This window comes from Pseudomonas sp. IT-P260, assembly GCF_949768395.1.
Lineage (GTDB): Bacteria > Pseudomonadota > Gammaproteobacteria > Pseudomonadales > Pseudomonadaceae > Aquipseudomonas > Aquipseudomonas parakoreensis.
The window spans coordinates 400129-416234 of sequence record NZ_CATKPO010000039.1; the positions used below are offsets into that span (position 1 = coordinate 400129).

The window sequence follows — 16106 nt, forward strand, 5'->3', positions numbered from 1 at the left end:
TCGCAGCCTTCGGCAGCTCCTACAAGGAGTTGTCGGTTACTCCGCGTTGCAGAGCGCCAGGCAGTTATCCAGCATGCGATTCGAGAAGCCCCATTCGTTGTCGTACCAGGCCAGCACCTTCAGCAGTTTGCCGCTGGATTTGGTGTGATTGGCGTCGAAGATCGACGACAGCGGGTTGTGGTTGAAGTCGCTGGAAACCAGCGGCAACGTGTTGTAACCCAAAATTTTCGAGTGTTGGCTGGCGGCTTTCATCAGCGCGTTGACCTCGTCGGCCGTGGCTTCCTTCTTCAACTGCACAGTCAGGTCCACCAGCGACACATTGATCACCGGCACCCGCACGGCCATGCCGGTCAGTTTGCCCGCCAGTTCCGGCAGCACCAGGCCCACGGCTTCAGCGGCGCCGGTCTTGCTCGGGATCATGTTCTGCGTGGCCGAACGCGCGCGGTACGGGTCGGTGTGATAGACGTCGGTGAGGTTCTGGTCGTTGGTGTAGGCATGAATCGTGGTCATCAGACCGCTTTCAATGCCCAGCTCGCGGTGCAGCACCTGCGCCACGGGCGCCAGGCAGTTGGTGGTGCACGAAGCGTTGGAGATGATTTGGTGCGACTGGCGCAGAATGTCGTGGTTCACGCCGTAAACCACAGTAGCGTCGGCGCCTTTGGCCGGGGCCGAGATGATGACTTTGCGCGCGCCGGCAGTAAGATGCGCGGCCGCTTTGGCGCGGTCGGTGAACAGACCGGTGCATTCGAACACCACGTCAATCTTTTCTGCGGCCCATGGCAGCTCGGCCGGGTTGCGAATGGCGCTGACCGCAATGCGGTCGCCATTGACCGTCAGGCTCTCATTGTCATGGGCCACTTCGGCGTCGAATGTGCCATGAACGGTGTCGTATTTGAGCAGATGGGCATTGATGGCGCTGTCGCCCAGATCGTTGATGGCGACGATCTGCAAATCCTGTCGATAGCCTTGGGTATACAGTGCGCGCAGGACATTACGGCCGATGCGGCCAAAACCATTGATTGCGATTCGAAGAGTCATTGAACAGCGCCGCCGTCGTTTTGTTGTTGGAATTACAAGATTATTCGCATAAAAATAGAAAACAAGCCTTTTTAGTGGCAATATTTTGTTTTATCTACAACGAGTGACCTGAATCAACTGGTCCGAATGGTCAAAAAAGCCGTCTGTCATTCCAACAACAACGGCGTTTGATCAGCATAGACAATCAGGTCGCCACATCCGTTAGCCTGGAGTTCTACACATGCATCCCCGCGTTCTTGAGGTCACCGAACGGCTTATCGCCCGCAGCCGCGCCACGCGTCAGGCTTACCTTGCACTGATTCGCGGCGCCGCCACTGACGGGCCGATGCGCGGCAAGCTGCAATGCGCCAACTTCGCCCACGGCGTGGCCGGATGTGGCAGCGAAGACAAGCACAGCCTGCGGATGATGAACTCGGCGAACATCGCCATTGTTTCTTCGTATAACGACATGCTCTCGGCGCACCAGCCGTACGAAGTGTTTCCCCAGCAGATCAAAAACGCCTTGCGCGAAATCGGCTCGGTCGGCCAGTTCGCCGGTGGTACGCCGGCGATGTGCGATGGCGTGACCCAGGGCGAGCCGGGCATGGAGCTGAGCCTGCCGAGCCGCGAAGTGATCGCCATGTCGACGGCGGTGGCGCTGTCGCACAACATGTTCGACGGCGCGTTGATGCTCGGCATCTGCGACAAGATCGTCCCGGGCCTGATGATGGGCTCGCTGCGTTTCGGCCATCTGCCGACGATCTTCGTCCCGGGCGGGCCGATGGTCTCGGGGATTTCCAACAAGGAAAAAGCCGACGTGCGGCAGAAGTACGCCGAAGGCAAGGCGACCCGCGAAGAGCTGCTGGAATCGGAAATGAAGTCCTACCACAGCCCGGGCACCTGCACTTTCTACGGCACCGCCAATACCAACCAGTTGCTGATGGAAGTCATGGGTCTGCACTTGCCGGGCGCCTCTTTCGTCAACCCGAACACGCCGCTGCGTGATGCCCTGACCCGTGAAGCCGCGCATCAGGTCACGCGTCTGACCAAGCAGAACGGCAACTTCATGCCGATCGGCGAAATCGTCGACGAGAAGGCGCTGGTCAACTCGATCGTCGCGCTGCACGCCACCGGCGGCTCGACCAACCACACCCTGCACATGCCGGCCATCGCCATGGCTGCGGGCATCCAGCTGACCTGGCAGGACATGGCCGACCTCTCCGAAGTCGTGCCGACCCTGAGCCACGTTTACCCGAACGGCAAAGCCGACATCAACCACTTCCAGGCTGCTGGCGGCATGTCGTTCCTGATCCGTGAACTGCTCGAGGCCGGCCTGCTGCACGAAGACGTCAACACCGTGCTCGGCCACGGCTTGAGCCAGTACACCAAGGAGCCATTCCTCGATAACGGTGAGTTGGTGTGGCGCGAAGGCCCGACCGAAAGCCTCGACGAAAACATCCTGCGTCCGGTCGCCCGTGCATTTTCCGCCGAGGGCGGTCTGCGGGTGATGGAAGGCAACCTCGGTCGCGGGGTGATGAAAGTCTCCGCGGTGGCGCTGGAAAACCAGATCGTCGAAGCGCCAGCCATGGTGTTCCAGGATCAGCAGGACCTGGCCGACGCGTTCAAGGCCGGTTTGCTGGAGAAGGATTTTGTCGCGGTGATGCGCTTCCAGGGCCCGCGCTCCAACGGCATGCCCGAGCTGCACAAGATGACGCCGTTCCTCGGCGTGCTGCAGGATCGTGGCTTCAAAGTCGCGCTGGTCACCGACGGGCGCATGTCCGGCGCGTCGGGGAAAATCCCGGCGGCGATTCACGTCAGCCCTGAAGCGTATGTCGGTGGTGCTTTGGCGCGGGTGCAAGAGGGCGATATCATCCGCGTCGATGGCGTCAAAGGCACTTTGGAACTCAAGGTCGACGCCGCCGAATTTGCAGCGCGCGAACCCGCCAAAGGCCTGTTGGGCAACAATATCGGCAGCGGTCGCGAACTGTTTGGCTTCATGCGTTTGGCCTTCAGCTCGGCGGAGCAGGGCGCCAGCGCCTTCACTTCTGCCCTGGAGACGCTTAATTGAAACTGGCTTTGGTCGGTGATATCGGAGGCACCAACGCGCGGTTCGCGTTGTGGAAAAACCAGCAACTGGAATCGGTTCAGGTGCTGGCCACAGCCGACCATGCCAGCCCGGAAGAGGCGATCAGCCTGTACCTGAGCGGCCTCGGTCTGGTGCCGGGTTCGATCGGTTCGGTGTGCCTGTCGGTGGCGGGGCCGGTGAGTGGGGATGAATTCAAATTCACCAACAATCACTGGCGCTTGAGTCGCACGGCGTTCTGCAAGACCTTGCAGGTCGAACAACTGCTGTTGATCAACGATTTCTCGGCGATGGCGCTGGGCATGACCCGTTTGCAGCCCGGGGAATTCCGCGTGGTCTGCGACGGCACGCCGGAGCCGTTGCGCCCGGCGGTGGTGATCGGTCCGGGCACGGGGCTGGGTGTCGGTACCTTGCTCGATCTGGGCGAAGGCCGGTTTGCCGCGCTGCCGGGCGAGGGCGGGCACGTCGATCTGCCGCTGAGCAGTCCGCGTGAAACCCAGCTCTGGCAGCACATCCACGACGAAATCGGACACGTCAGCGCAGAAACGGCGCTGAGCGGTGGTGGCTTGCCTCGGGTGTATCGGGCGATCTGTGCGGTGGATGGGCATGAACCAAAGCTTGATACGCCGGAAGCGATTACCGCGGCCGGTCTGGCTGGCGATCCGATCGCGCTGGAAGTGCTGGAACAGTTCTGCTGCTGGCTCGGCCGCGTGGCCGGCAACAACGTGCTGACCACCGGGGCTCGTGGCGGGGTCTTCATCGTGGGCGGGGTGATTCCGCGCTTTGCCGATTTCTTCGTCGAAAGCGGTTTCGCCCGCAGCTTCGCCGACAAGGGCTGCATGAGTGATTACTTCAAGGGCATTCCGGTGTGGCTGGTGACGGCGCCGTATTCCGGTCTTGTCGGTGCCGGCGTGGCACTGGAGCAAGCAATCCCGACCTGAAATGCAATCCTATTGTGGGAGCGAGCCTGCTCGCGAAAGCGGTGTGTCAGTCAACAGATCTGTTGAATGTTAAAACCGATTCGCGAGCAGGCTCGCTCCCACAGGGGGTTCTGTGGTGTTTGCAAGTTCGATGCTTAAGGCATAATCCGCCCCAATTCCAACAACAAGGATGCCTTCGAAGTGAGCTCAGTCAACAAGTCGATATTGTTGGTCGATGACGACCAGGAAATACGCGAGTTGCTGGAAACCTACCTGACCCGCGCCGGGTTTCAGGTGCGGGCCACGGCCGATGGCGCCAGTTTCCGCCAGGCCCTCAACGAGGCGCCGAGCGATCTGGTGATCCTCGATGTGATGCTGCCCGATGAAGACGGTTTCAGCCTGTGCCGCTGGGTGCGCCAGCATCCGCGTCAGGCGCAGGTGCCGATCATCATGCTCACCGCCAGTTCCGACGAAGCCGACCGCGTGATCGGGCTGGAGCTCGGCGCTGACGACTACCTCGGCAAACCTTTCAGCCCCCGTGAACTGCAAGCGCGAATCAAGGCTTTGCTGCGGCGTGCGCAGTTCGGTCAGGAACGCAGCGGCAGCGACGTGCTGGCCTTCGACGAGTGGCGGCTGGACATGGTCAGCCATCGACTGTTCCACACCGACGGCGAAGAAGTGATTCTCTCCGGCGCCGACTTCGCGTTGCTGAAGTTGTTTCTCGATCATCCGCAGGAAATTCTCGACCGCGACACCATCGGCAACGCCACCCGTGGCCGCGACCTGATGCCGCTCGACCGGATTGTCGACATGGCCGTCAGCCGCTTGCGCCAGCGCCTGCGCGATACGGAAAAACCGCCACGGCTGATCCGCACCGTGCGCGGCAGTGGCTACCAACTGGCAGCCAATGTGGTTGCCGGCAATGCTCACTGAGTCGCTGCGCAGGCTCGCCAACACAGTGCCGGTGCCGCGTTCGCTGCTCGGGCGCATGCTGCTGCTGACTCTTTTGGCGGTGTTGTTTGCACAGACCTTGTCGAGCGTGATCTGGGTTTCGCAACTGCGCGCCACCCAGCTCGAGGGCCTGGTCACCAGTGCCCGCAGCCTCGCCCATTCGATGACCGCCAGCGTCAGTTATTTCCGCTCGTTGCCAGTAGCCTATCGGCCATTGGTGCTCGACCAGTTGCGCAGCATGGGCGGCACCCGTTTCGTGGTGACGCTCAACGACAAGCCGCTGGGCATGGACGTGCTGCCGATCACCCCGCGCAAGGCTGCGGTGATTCAAGCGGTGGATGAAGTGCTGCGCCAGTCGCTGGGCCATGACACGGATATTTCGGTGACCTTCGTCAGCCCCGAGGATCTGCGGATTTTCAATGCCGGGCTGAAACTCGATGAGCTGCCGCGCTCGTGGGCGCATTACGCGTTGACCCTGGAACCGGTGAATCCGCCCGTGCTGGTGACGCAGATTCAAATGGCCCCGGGCGAGTGGCTGTACATCGCCTCGTTGCTGCCGGAGCCCTACACCAGTCTTGAAGAGCAAGGCCTGCCGGCGCAGCAGGTGTGGTTCATCGTCCTCACCAGCGGCTTTTTGCTGCTGTTTATCGGCTTGCTGGTGCACTGGCAGAGCCGGCCGCTCAAGCGTCTGGCGCGGGCGGCGCGGGATCTGTCGCTGGGCGCCGATGTCGAGCCGGTGGCCGAGGGCGGCGGTAGTGAAGTGGTGGAAGTGGGCCGTGCGTTCAACACCATGCGCGAACGCATCAGCCGCTACCTGACCGAGCGCAGCCAGTTGTTCAGCGCGATTTCCCATGACCTGCGCACGCCGATCACTCGCCTGCGTTTGCGCGTCGAGTTGCTCGAAGACGAGCAGCTGCAAGCCAAGTTCGGCCGCGATCTGGATGAGCTGGAGTTGCTGGTCAAGGGCGCGCTGCAATGCGTGAAAGACACCGACATCCACGAGAACATCGAGCCGGTGGATCTCAATCATGTACTCGACTGCCTCGTAGAACCGTACCTGGCGCCCAACGGTAATGGCCGCGTGACCCTGCAAGGCAAGGCGCTGGCGGCGTATCCAGGCAAGCCTTTGGCGTTGAAACGCTGCATCGGCAACCTCATCGACAACGCGTTGAAGTACGGGCAGAACGCGCACCTGCACATCGATGACGATGAGCGCGCGTTTGTCCTGCACGTCGACGACGAAGGCCCGGGCGTACCGGAGCAGCGGCTGGAGCAGGTGTTCGAGCCGCACTTTCGCCTGGCCGGGCAGCAGCAAGGCTATGGTCTCGGTTTGGGCATTGCGCGCAACATTGCCCACAGCCATGGTGGTGAGGTGACGTTGCAGAACCTGCGTGAGGGCGGGTTGCGGGTGACGTTGCAGTTGCCGCGCAGTGTTGATTAGTCAGACCGAGTTATCGTTCTTCGCGAGCAGGCTCGCTCCCACAAGTTGATTGCGTTTCAACTGAAAGAATGCAGTCGAATGTGGGAGCGAGCCTGCTCGCGAAGGCGTCGGTCCATCGAACACAAGTGTCACGAGCTGGTGACAAAACCCGTCCCCTTCGTTACAAGCCCACCCCGGCCCGTTGTTTAGACTGCCCGCAGTCATAACAACAAAAAAGGGCCACTCATGGACACCTTTCACCCAGGCTTCAGCAGTTGGCTGAATGCCCCTGCCCACCAGCAATGGCTCGCCGACGAAGGCCTGCGTTTGCTGGACTTTGCCAAGGCTTCAAGACTCCCGGAAGGTTTCGGCAACCTCGACGAGCGCGGCCATCTGCCGGCGCACGCGCAAGCCGAAACCATGAACACCGCGCGCATGACCCACAGCTTCGCCATGGCCCACATTCAGGGCCTGCCGGGGTTTGCCGAACTGGTTGATCACGGCATTGCGGCCCTGCGTGGTCCATTGCGGGATGCGCTGCACGGCGGCTGGTTTGCGGTCGCCGAACACCGCGATGGCAACACCGGCAAGAATGCCTATCTGCATGCCTTTGTCGCGCTCGCGGCCAGCTCGGCGGTGGTCGCGCAACGTCCCGGCGCCCAGGCATTGCTGGATGATGCGATCGACATCATCGACACGTATTTCTGGAGCGAAGAAGAGGGCGCCATGCGCGAATTCTTCAATCGCGACTGGCGCGAAGAAGAGGCCTATCGCGGCGCCAACAGCAACATGCACGCCACCGAAGCATTCCTCGCGCTGGCCGATGTCACTGAAGACCCGCGTTGGCTGGTGCGTGCGCAGCGCATTGTCGAGCGGGTTATCCACGGTCACGCCGCCGCCAACGGCTACATGGTCATCGAACACTTCGACCGCGACTGGCAACCGCTGCGCGAGTACAACCACGACAATCCGGCTGACGGCTTCCGCCCTTACGGCACCACCCCGGGCCACGGTTTCGAGTGGGCGCGACTGTTGCTGCACCTCGAAGCGGCGCGGGTCCAGGCCGGGATGCTCACGCCGGGCTGGCTGGCGACCGATGCGCAAAAACTCTTCGAGCAGAACTGCCGACACGGCTGGGATGTCGATGGCGCGCCGGGCATCGTCTACACCCTCGACTGGGACAACAAAGCCGTGGTGCGTCATCGTCTGCACTGGACCCATGCCGAAGCCAGCGCGGCGGCCAGCGCCTTGCTCAAACGCACCGGTGATGCGCAATACGAGACCTGGTACCGGCTGTTCTGGGAATTCTGTGAAGGCCATTTCATCGATCGCTGCGATGGCAGCTGGCACCACGAACTCGATCCGCAAAACCGTCCGAGCGCCGATATCTGGCCGGGCAAACCCGATCTCTACCACGCGTGGCAAGCGGTGTTGATCCCTCGTCTACCCTTGTCACCGAGTATGGCAACGGCTCTGGCGCAAATATCCCGGGCTGTTCCTGTGTAACCATGTGGTGACATTCGCGCGTCCCTTCGTTACCTGCGAAGGGAATCGTCCTGTTTAAACTCCTGTGCAGCGCAAGCACCAGACTTGCATGCATAACAACAAGAAAGGTACATCTCAGATGAATGCGATTTCTCGCCTCGCTACTGTCATTTCTGTCGCCTCCCTGTTCCCGCTCGCAATTCTGCCTCTCAGTGTGTCCGCTGCCGAATCCAAAGGTTCGGTCGAAGTCGTGCACTGGTGGACGTCCGGTGGCGAAAAAGCCGCTGTCGATGTGCTCAAGGCGCAAGTTGAAAAAGACGGTTTCACCTGGAAAGACGGCGCTGTCGCCGGCGGTGGCGGTGCCACGGCCATGACCGTGCTGAAGAGCCGCGCCGTGGCCGGCAACCCGCCGGGCGTGGCCCAGATCAAAGGCCCGGATATTCAGGAATGGGCCTCCACCGGTCTGCTCGACACCGACGTCCTGAAGGACGTGGCCAAAGAAGAGAAGTGGGACAGCCTGCTCGACAAGAAAGTCTCCGATACCGTGAAGTACGATGGTGATTACGTGGCCGTACCGGTGAACATTCACCGCGTGAACTGGCTGTGGATCAACCCGGAAGTCTTCAAGAAAGCCGGCATCACCAAGAACCCGACCACCCTCGAAGAATTCTACGCCGCCGGCGACAAGCTCAAGGCTGCGGGCTTCATCCCGCTGGCTCACGGCGGTCAGCCTTGGCAGGACAGCACCGTGTTCGAAGCCGTGGTGCTCTCGGTCATGGGCGTTGATGGTTACAAGAAAGCCCTGGTCGACCTGGACAACAAGGCGCTGACCGGCCCGGAAATGGTCAAGGCGCTGACCGAGCTGAAGAAAGTCGCGACCTACATGGACGCCGACGGCAAGGGTCAGGACTGGAACCTGGAAGCGGCCAAGGTCATCAACGGCAAGGCCGGCATGCAGATCATGGGTGACTGGGCCAAGTCCGAATGGACCGCCGCCAAGAAAGTCGCCGGCAAGGATTACGAGTGCGTAGCCTTCCCGGGCACCGACAAGGCGTTCACCTACAACATCGACTCCTTGGCGGTGTTCAAGCAGAAAGACAAAGGCACTGCGGCCGGTCAGCAAGACATCGCCAAAGTCGTGCTGGGGGAAAACTTCCAGAAAGTCTTCAGCATCAACAAAGGCTCGATCCCGGTACGTAACGACATGTTGAACAACATGGACAAACTCGGTTTCGACTCCTGCGCACAGACCGCTGCCAAGGACTTCCTGGCTGACGCCAAGTCCGGCGGCCTGCAACCGAGCATGGCGCACAACATGGCGACCACGCTGGCGGTGCAGGGCGCGTTCTTTGATGTCGTGACCAACTACATCAACGACCCGAAAGCCGACCCGGCCGATGCGGCCAAGAAACTGGGCGCGGCGGTTCAGTCGGCCAAATAACTAAAAGCAGGCTCGAACCCTGTGGGAGCGAGCCTGCTCGCGAAGGCGTCATGTCAGTTGCTACATCCGTCGACTGACACACCGTTTTCGCGAGCAGGCTCGCTCCCACAAGGGACCTCACTGTAGTTTTTATTCCCTGTACTGGATTTCCCCATGAGTTCTGTTGCTGTGTTCAGCAAAGCCTCGCCGTTCGATGCACTGCAGCGCTGGCTACCGAAACTGGTGCTGGCGCCGAGCATGTTCATCGTGCTGGTGGGCTTCTATGGCTACATCCTGTGGACGTTCGTGCTGTCGTTCACCACCTCGACGTTCCTGCCCAACTACAAGTGGGCCGGCCTGGCGCAATACGCGCGGTTGTTCGACAACGATCGCTGGTGGGTGGCGAGCAAGAACCTCGCGGTGTTCGGTGGCATGTTCATCGGCATTACGCTGGTGATCGGTGTGCTGCTGGCGGTGTTCCTCGACCAGCGCATCCGTCGCGAAGGCTTTATCCGCACCATTTACCTGTACCCGATGGCGCTCTCGATGATCGTCACCGGTACCGCGTGGAAATGGCTGCTCAACCCGGGCATGGGCCTGGACAAATTGTTGCGTGACTGGGGCTGGGAAGGCTTCCGTCTGGACTGGCTGATCGACCCGGATCGCGTGGTCTACTGCCTGGTGATCGCTGCCGTGTGGCAAGCCTCGGGCTTCATCATGGCAATGTTCCTTGCCGGCCTGCGTGGGGTCGATCAGTCGATCATTCGTGCCGCGCAGATCGATGGCGCGAGCATGCCGACCATCTACTGGAAAGTCGTGCTGCCAAGCCTGCGTCCGGTGTTCTTCAGTGCGGTGATGATCCTCGCCCACATCGCGATCAAGAGCTTCGACCTGGTCGCGGCGATGACGGCGGGTGGCCCGGGTTATTCCTCCGACCTGCCGGCGATGTTCATGTACTCCTTCACCTTCAGTCGCGGTCAGATGGGCATGGGCTCGGCCAGTGCGATTCTGATGCTCGGTGCGATTCTCGCGATCATCGTGCCTTACCTGTACTCCGAGCTGAGGACCAAGCGTCATGACTAGTCTCGCTGCCAAACCCGCGTTCAGCCTCAGTCGTGTGGCGATCTACGCGGTGCTGATCCTCGCGGTCCTGCTGTACCTGATTCCGCTGGTGGTGATGCTGCTGACCAGCTTCAAGACCCCGGAAGACATCAGCACCGGCAACCTGCTGAGCTGGCCGACCGTGGTCAGCGGCATCGGCTGGGTCAAGGCCTGGGCCACGGTGGATGGTTACTTCTGGAACTCGATCAAGATCACCGTGCCGGCCGTGGTCATCTCCACTGCCATTGGCGCGTTGAACGGTTACGTGCTGTCGTTCTGGCGCTTCCGCGGTTCGCAGCTGTTCTTCGGTCTGCTGCTGTTCGGTTGCTTCCTGCCGTTCCAGACCGTGCTGCTGCCGGCCTCGTTCACCCTCGGCAAGATGGGCCTGGCGAGCACCACCACCGGCCTGGTGTTCGTGCACGTGGTCTATGGTCTGGCGTTTACCACGCTGTTCTTCCGCAACTACTACGTGAGCATTCCCGATGCGCTGATCAAAGCAGCACGGCTGGATGGCGCGGGTTTCTTCACGATTTTCCGGCAGATCATTCTGCCGATGTCGACCCCGATCATCATGGTTTGCCTGATCTGGCAGTTCACCCAGATCTGGAACGACTTCCTGTTCGGTGTGGTGTTCTCCAGCGGTGATTCGCAACCGATCACGGTGGCGCTGAACAACCTGGTCAACACCAGCACCGGCGCCAAGGAATACAACGTTGATATGGCAGCGGCGATGATCGCCGGCCTGCCGACCCTGCTGGTCTATGTGGTCGCAGGCAAGTATTTCGTGCGCGGGCTGACGGCCGGCGCAGTCAAGGGGTAATCATGGCAACGCTCGAACTTCGCAACGTCAACAAGACCTACGGTGCCGGCCTGCCGGACACCCTGAAGAACATCGAACTGTCGATCAAGGACGGTGAATTCCTGATCCTGGTCGGCCCGTCGGGCTGCGGCAAGTCGACCCTGATGAACTGCATCGCGGGCCTGGAGACCATCACCGGTGGCGCGATCATGATCGGCGACCAGGACGTCAGCGGCATGAGCCCGAAGGATCGCGACATCGCCATGGTGTTCCAGTCCTATGCGCTGTACCCGACCATGAGCGTGCGCGAGAACATCGAGTTCGGTCTGAAAATTCGCAAGATGAGCCAGTCGGCGATCGACGAAGAAGTCGCGCGCGTGGCCAAGCTGCTGCAGATCGAACACCTGCTCAACCGCAAGCCGGGCCAGCTCTCCGGTGGTCAGCAACAGCGTGTGGCAATGGGCCGTGCGTTGGCGCGGCGGCCGAAGATCTATCTGTTCGACGAACCGTTGTCGAACCTCGACGCCAAGCTGCGCGTCGAGATGCGCACCGAAATGAAACTGATGCACCAGCGTCTGAAAACCACCACCGTTTACGTGACCCACGACCAGATCGAAGCGATGACCCTGGGCGACAAGGTGGCGGTGATGAAGGACGGCATCATTCAGCAGTTCGGCACGCCGAAAGAGATCTACAACGACCCGGCCAACCTGTTTGTGGCGAGCTTCATCGGTTCGCCGCCGATGAACTTCATCCCGCTGCGTCTGCAACGCAAGGACGGTCGTCTGCTGGCGCTGCTCGACAGCGGCCAGGCCCGTTGCGAACTGCCGATGAGCATGCAGGATGCAGGGCTGGAAGATCGCGAAGTGATCCTCGGCCTGCGCCCGGAACAGATTGTCCTGGCGAACGGCGAGGGCAATGGCCTGCCGAGCATCAAGGCCGAAGTGCAGGTCACCGAGCCGACCGGTCCGGACACCCTGGTGTTCGTCAACCTGAACGAAACCAAGGTCTGCTGCCGCCTGGCACCGGACGTGGCGCCGCAGGTGGGCGAAACCCTGACCCTGCAATTCGATCCGTCGAAAGTGTTGTTGTTCGATGCCAACACTGGCGAGCGTCTGGGCGTTGCGGGCCAGGCGCAGACCGAAGCGCGGTCGGCAAATGTCGCGCAGTTCAAAGGTCGCTGAGGAACAAATGTGGGAGCGAGCCTGCTCGCGAAAGCGGTCTGACATCCAGCATTGATGTCACCTGATACATCGCATTCGCGAGCAGGCTCGCTCCCACAAGGGAGCACGCGGTGGATGGCCTGTAATCCATCGCAATTTATGTAAACCGCGTTGGAAAAAAACAGTTAATAACAATAAAGACGAGGATGTAGGGATGAAAAAGAAACACGTCAATGCCCGGTTGATCTGCCAAGTGTCAGCCGCGGCGGCATTGGTGCTGGCCGGCAATGCAATGGCTGCGGATGCGTTCAGCTCCGATTCGAAATGGATGACCGGTGACTGGGGTGGCGAGCGGACCAAGCTGATCGAGCAGGGTATCGACATCAAGGCCGACTACGTTGGGGAAATGGGTGCCAACCTGCATGGCGGCTACAACGACGACAAGACCGGTCGCTACAGCGATCAGTTCGGTCTGGGCGTGGCGCTGGACCTGCAAAAACTCTGGGGCTGGGACAACACTCAGGCCAAGATCCAGTTGACCAACCGTAACGGTCAGAACATCTCCAACGATCGTATTGGCGATCCGCGTGCCGGCACTCTGTCGTCTTCGCAGGAAGTCTACGGCCGTGGCCACATGGTGCGTCTGACCCAGTTGTGGATTCAGCACCAGTTCTTCGACAACAAACTCGACGTCAAGGCCGGTTACTTCGGTGAGGGCGAAGACTTCAACACCTTCCCGTGCGACTTCCAGAACCTGGCGTTCTGCGGCTCGCAAGTGGGTAACTGGGCGACCAACATCTGGTACAACTGGCCGGTCAGCCAGGCCGCGATCCGCGTGAAGTACAATATCAACGACGAGCTCTACGCGCAGATCGGTGCGTACAACCAGAACCCGTCGCAGCTGGAACACGGCAACGGCTTCAAGCTCAGCGGCAGCGGCACCAAAGGGACTGTTCTGCCAGTCGAACTGGTCTGGTCGCCGAAGGTCAACAGCCTGCCGGGCGAATACCGCATCGGTTACTACAAGAGCACCGCTGACGCCAATGACGTGCGTGAAGACGTCAACGGTTTCGACGCAGCGACCACTGGCGACGCTTACAAGACCCACAGCAGCAAACACGGCTACTGGTTCGTCGCGCAGCAGCAACTCACCAGCCACAACGGTGATGCCAGCCGCGGTCTGAACATTGCCGCCAACGCGACCTTCCACGACAAGGACACCAACTTCATCGATAACTACCAGTCGGTGATGTTTGTCTACAAAGGCCCGTTCGACGCCCGTCCGAAGGATGACGTCGGCATTGGCGCGGCGCGTATCCACGTCAACGATGACGTGAAGAAAAACGCCGAACTGCTGAATGCCTCCAACGGTGTCTCGGATTACGACAATCCGGTGTTCTCGCCGATTCGTGAAACCGAATACAACTACGAGATCAACTACGGCTTCCACGTCACCAACTGGCTGACCGTGCGTCCTAACCTGCAGTACATCACTCACCCGGGCGGTGTTGATGCCGTGGACAACGCTTTGGTCGCTGGCCTGAAAATTCAGTCTACGTTCTGACGCGTCTGCGATAAGCTCCTCTCCATGTGCGCATATTTGCGGACAGCCCAGGCTGTCCGCTTTTTTTTGCGACACTCGTATACAAGGTTTGTGTCGTACCCATTTGTGGCGAGGGAGCTCGCTCCCGCTCGGCTGCGCAGCAGTCGTAAATCCTGATGATGAGGTTTAAATGACACACCGCAGTGAATGGTTTTGGGGCCGCTTCGCAGCCCAGCGGGAGCAAGCTCCCTTGCCACAAGAGCAATGTGGATTGTTGAGTACCCCCATGATTTTCAGGACCGTGGCCAATGCATGAGCATCCGCTGCAACGCTTCTTCAAATCCCTGCGCGAACGACCGGTGTTTGCCTGGGAGCGCTATCAGATGCGCGATGTGCTGGTGATCGACCATCCGCTGTGTCAGGCGGTGTTCAGTCGGCAGGGCGCGCAGTTGCTGCACTTTCAGCCGCGCGGGCAGAAACCGTGGTTGTGGTGCGCGGCGAAGTGGCCGCACGTGGGCGCCATTCGCGGTGGTGTGCCGGTGTGCTGGCCGTGGTATGGCCGCCATCCGAGCGAAAACGCCTGGCCCTCTCACGGTTGGGCGCGACTGCTCGACTGGAAACTGATCGACAGCAGCAGTGCCGAGGATGGCGTGCGCCTGCATTGGCAATTGCAGCTGTGCGACTGGCAGGTCGACCTGCATGCGCATCTCGGTGAACGCATGGAGTTACGCCTGAGCACCGAGCATCAGGACGACATGCCGTGCCAGTTGAGCCAGGCTTTGCATGCTTACTGGCGTATTGGCGATGTCGGTGAGATAGCGCTGTCTGGGCTCGAAGGGGCGCAGGGTTATGACCAGTTGAGTCGCCAGTCCTGCCAGCAGGAAGGTGAGTTGCGCGTGGAGGGCGGTTGTCAGCGGGTGTTCCAGCACGACGGCGAATTGCAGCTCAAGGATCATGCCTGGCAGCGCGAATTGTGCATCGATACCGGTGGCAGCGGCGACACCGTGGTCTGGCATCCTGGCTCGCGACCATTGCTGGGGGTGAGCTGGGATGAAGTGGCGGAGTTTGTCTGTGTCGAAGCGGCGGCGGGCGGTACCGACAGCCTGCATCTGGCGCCGGGGGAGAAGGCGCATCTGAGCTTGCAGGCGTGGGCTGCTGCCTGATTCAAAGCCATGCGGTGAAGCGACTGGCCTCTTCGCGAGCAGGCTCGCTCCCACAGGGAAATGCATTCAAAATGTGGGAGCGAGCCTGCTCGCGATGTGGCCGGATCATTCAATAAAGAATTATCAGGCCTCAGTTGAACTCGTCACCCACCGGATACCGGCTGGCATTCAAGCTCTCCTTGATCTTGCGCAGATGCGGCTGGAAATCCACCCCGCGACGCAATGTCATGCCGGTCGCCAGCACATCCAGCACGGTCAATTGAATGATCCGCGAAGTCATCGGCATATAGATGTCGGTGTCTTCCGGCAGCGGAATGTTCAGGCTCAGGGTACTGGCCTTGGCCAGCGGCGAATTCTCCGCGGTCAGGCCCAACACCGAAGCGCCGTTCTCCCGGGCGATGCGCGCCACTTCCACCAGTTCGCGGGTGCGCCCGGTGTAGGAAATGATCACGAACAGTTCGCCGGTGTGCGCCACTGACGCAATCATCCGCTGCATCAGCACATCCGCATGCGCGGTGACGGCGAGATTGAAACGGAAGAATTTGTGCTGCGCATCCAGCGCCACCGGAGCCGAAGCACCGAGGCCGAAAAAGTGGATCTGCCGCGCCTGGATCAACAGGTCGACGGCGCGGCTGATCAGGTTCGGATCGAGCGCCTGGCAAGCGCTGTCCAGCGAAGCGATGGCGCTGCCGAAAATCTTTTGCGTGTACGCCTCGGGATTGTCATCGGCCTCCACCGCGCGGCTGACATACGCCGCGCCACTGGCCAGGCTCTGCGCCAGTTGCAGCTTGAGTTCAGGGTAGCCGCTGACACCGAACGAACGGCAGAAACGGTTGACCGTCGGCTCGCTCACCGACGCGGCTTGGGCGAGGGCGGCGATGCTGAAGCGGGTGGCCTGCTGCGGGTTGAGCAGGATCACCTCGGCGACTTTGCGTTCGGCCTTGTTCAGCTCTTCAAGGCGACTCTGGATCTGTTCCAGTAAATTTCGCACGCGGTCCATATGGAATTCCTAATTCACCTGCGCAAAGGTGCGCCGGGCTA

At 60.7% G+C, this 16106-nt stretch carries 13 protein-coding genes; 11 read left to right on the top strand and 2 right to left on the bottom strand.

The features are described from left to right. Positions 1-36: 36 nt before the first annotated feature. Positions 37-1038 carry a type I glyceraldehyde-3-phosphate dehydrogenase gene (gene gap, locus ACM6HV_RS18210; protein WP_145594494.1) on the bottom strand — a complete coding sequence of 334 codons (1002 nt, stop codon included), beginning with the start codon at positions 1036-1038 and terminating at the stop codon, positions 37-39. A 220-nt stretch (positions 1039-1258) separates the two neighbouring features. Here gap and edd point away from each other — a divergent pair, with 220 nt between their 5' ends. The 11 genes from edd (at position 1259) to ACM6HV_RS18265 (ending at position 15065) form a co-directional block, all read left to right on the top strand. Beyond that, positions 1259-3085 (top strand): phosphogluconate dehydratase, encoded by a 1827-nt coding sequence (gene edd / locus ACM6HV_RS18215; RefSeq protein ID WP_041068637.1) that lies wholly within the window; start codon positions 1259-1261, stop codon positions 3083-3085. Beyond that, entirely contained in the window at positions 3082-4041 is a 960-nt protein-coding gene (locus ACM6HV_RS18220) for a glucokinase (protein ID WP_145594491.1), read from the top strand. The genes edd and ACM6HV_RS18220 overlap by 4 nt, the downstream gene beginning before the upstream one ends. Before the next feature lie 180 nt (positions 4042-4221). Continuing rightward, a complete protein-coding gene (locus ACM6HV_RS18225; protein ID WP_007917879.1) occupies positions 4222-4953 on the top strand; it encodes a response regulator in 732 nt (243 codons plus the stop codon). Continuing rightward, positions 4943-6412 carry an ATP-binding protein gene (locus ACM6HV_RS18230; RefSeq protein WP_041068645.1) on the top strand — a complete coding sequence of 490 codons (1470 nt, stop codon included), beginning with the start codon at positions 4943-4945 and terminating at the stop codon, positions 6410-6412. The genes ACM6HV_RS18225 and ACM6HV_RS18230 overlap by 11 nt, the downstream gene beginning before the upstream one ends. A gap of 225 nt (positions 6413-6637) precedes the next feature. Continuing rightward, positions 6638-7897, top strand: coding sequence for an AGE family epimerase/isomerase (locus ACM6HV_RS18235; protein ID WP_414904928.1), 1260 nt, complete (start codon positions 6638-6640; stop codon positions 7895-7897). 118 nt (positions 7898-8015) lie between these two features. Next, on the top strand, positions 8016-9317 hold the full coding sequence (locus tag ACM6HV_RS18240) for an ABC transporter substrate-binding protein (RefSeq protein WP_007969316.1): 1302 nt from the start codon (positions 8016-8018) through the stop codon (positions 9315-9317). A gap of 153 nt (positions 9318-9470) precedes the next feature. Then, the gene (locus tag ACM6HV_RS18245) at positions 9471-10379 is read left to right on the top strand and encodes a carbohydrate ABC transporter permease (RefSeq protein ID WP_003227452.1); all 909 of its coding nucleotides are present in this window, start codon (positions 9471-9473) and stop codon (positions 10377-10379) included. Then, positions 10372-11217 (top strand): carbohydrate ABC transporter permease, encoded by an 846-nt coding sequence (locus tag ACM6HV_RS18250; RefSeq protein ID WP_007969317.1) that lies wholly within the window; start codon positions 10372-10374, stop codon positions 11215-11217. Before ACM6HV_RS18245 ends, ACM6HV_RS18250 begins: the two co-directional genes overlap by 8 nt. Positions 11218-11219: 2 nt before the next feature. Then, a complete protein-coding gene (locus ACM6HV_RS18255) occupies positions 11220-12380 on the top strand; it encodes a sn-glycerol-3-phosphate ABC transporter ATP-binding protein UgpC (RefSeq protein WP_145594482.1) in 1161 nt (386 codons plus the stop codon). 193 nt (positions 12381-12573) lie between these two features. Further along, positions 12574-13923: a carbohydrate porin gene (locus ACM6HV_RS18260; protein ID WP_414904929.1), complete on the top strand. Its 1350-nt coding sequence runs from the start codon at positions 12574-12576 to the stop codon at positions 13921-13923. Between the two features lie 287 nt (positions 13924-14210). Further along, complete coding sequence (locus ACM6HV_RS18265; protein ID WP_414904930.1) at positions 14211-15065, top strand: D-hexose-6-phosphate mutarotase; 855 nt, start codon at positions 14211-14213, stop codon at positions 15063-15065. A gap of 130 nt (positions 15066-15195) precedes the next feature. Here ACM6HV_RS18265 and ACM6HV_RS18270 read toward each other — a convergent pair whose 3' ends face one another. Then, the gene (locus ACM6HV_RS18270; protein WP_169842436.1) at positions 15196-16056 is read right to left on the bottom strand and encodes a MurR/RpiR family transcriptional regulator; all 861 of its coding nucleotides are present in this window, start codon (positions 16054-16056) and stop codon (positions 15196-15198) included. Between the last annotated feature and the right edge of the window lie 50 nt (positions 16057-16106).

What these genes read in the sequence shown, in the direction of transcription:
- gap (WP_145594494.1), bottom strand. Translation starts at nt 1,038, where the DNA reads ATGACTCTTCGAATCGCAATCAATGGTTTTGGCCGCATCGGCCGTAAT.
- edd (WP_041068637.1), top strand. Translation starts at nt 1,259, where the DNA reads ATGCATCCCCGCGTTCTTGAGGTCACCGAACGGCTTATCGCCCGCAGC.
- ACM6HV_RS18230 (WP_041068645.1), top strand. Translation starts at nt 4,943, where the DNA reads ATGCTCACTGAGTCGCTGCGCAGGCTCGCCAACACAGTGCCGGTGCCG.
- ACM6HV_RS18235 (WP_414904928.1), top strand. Translation starts at nt 6,638, where the DNA reads ATGGACACCTTTCACCCAGGCTTCAGCAGTTGGCTGAATGCCCCTGCC.
- ACM6HV_RS18240 (WP_007969316.1), top strand. Translation starts at nt 8,016, where the DNA reads ATGAATGCGATTTCTCGCCTCGCTACTGTCATTTCTGTCGCCTCCCTG.
- ACM6HV_RS18245 (WP_003227452.1), top strand. Translation starts at nt 9,471, where the DNA reads ATGAGTTCTGTTGCTGTGTTCAGCAAAGCCTCGCCGTTCGATGCACTG.
- ACM6HV_RS18250 (WP_007969317.1), top strand. Translation starts at nt 10,372, where the DNA reads ATGACTAGTCTCGCTGCCAAACCCGCGTTCAGCCTCAGTCGTGTGGCG.
- ACM6HV_RS18255 (WP_145594482.1), top strand. Translation starts at nt 11,220, where the DNA reads ATGGCAACGCTCGAACTTCGCAACGTCAACAAGACCTACGGTGCCGGC.
- ACM6HV_RS18260 (WP_414904929.1), top strand. Translation starts at nt 12,574, where the DNA reads ATGAAAAAGAAACACGTCAATGCCCGGTTGATCTGCCAAGTGTCAGCC.
- ACM6HV_RS18265 (WP_414904930.1), top strand. Translation starts at nt 14,211, where the DNA reads ATGCATGAGCATCCGCTGCAACGCTTCTTCAAATCCCTGCGCGAACGA.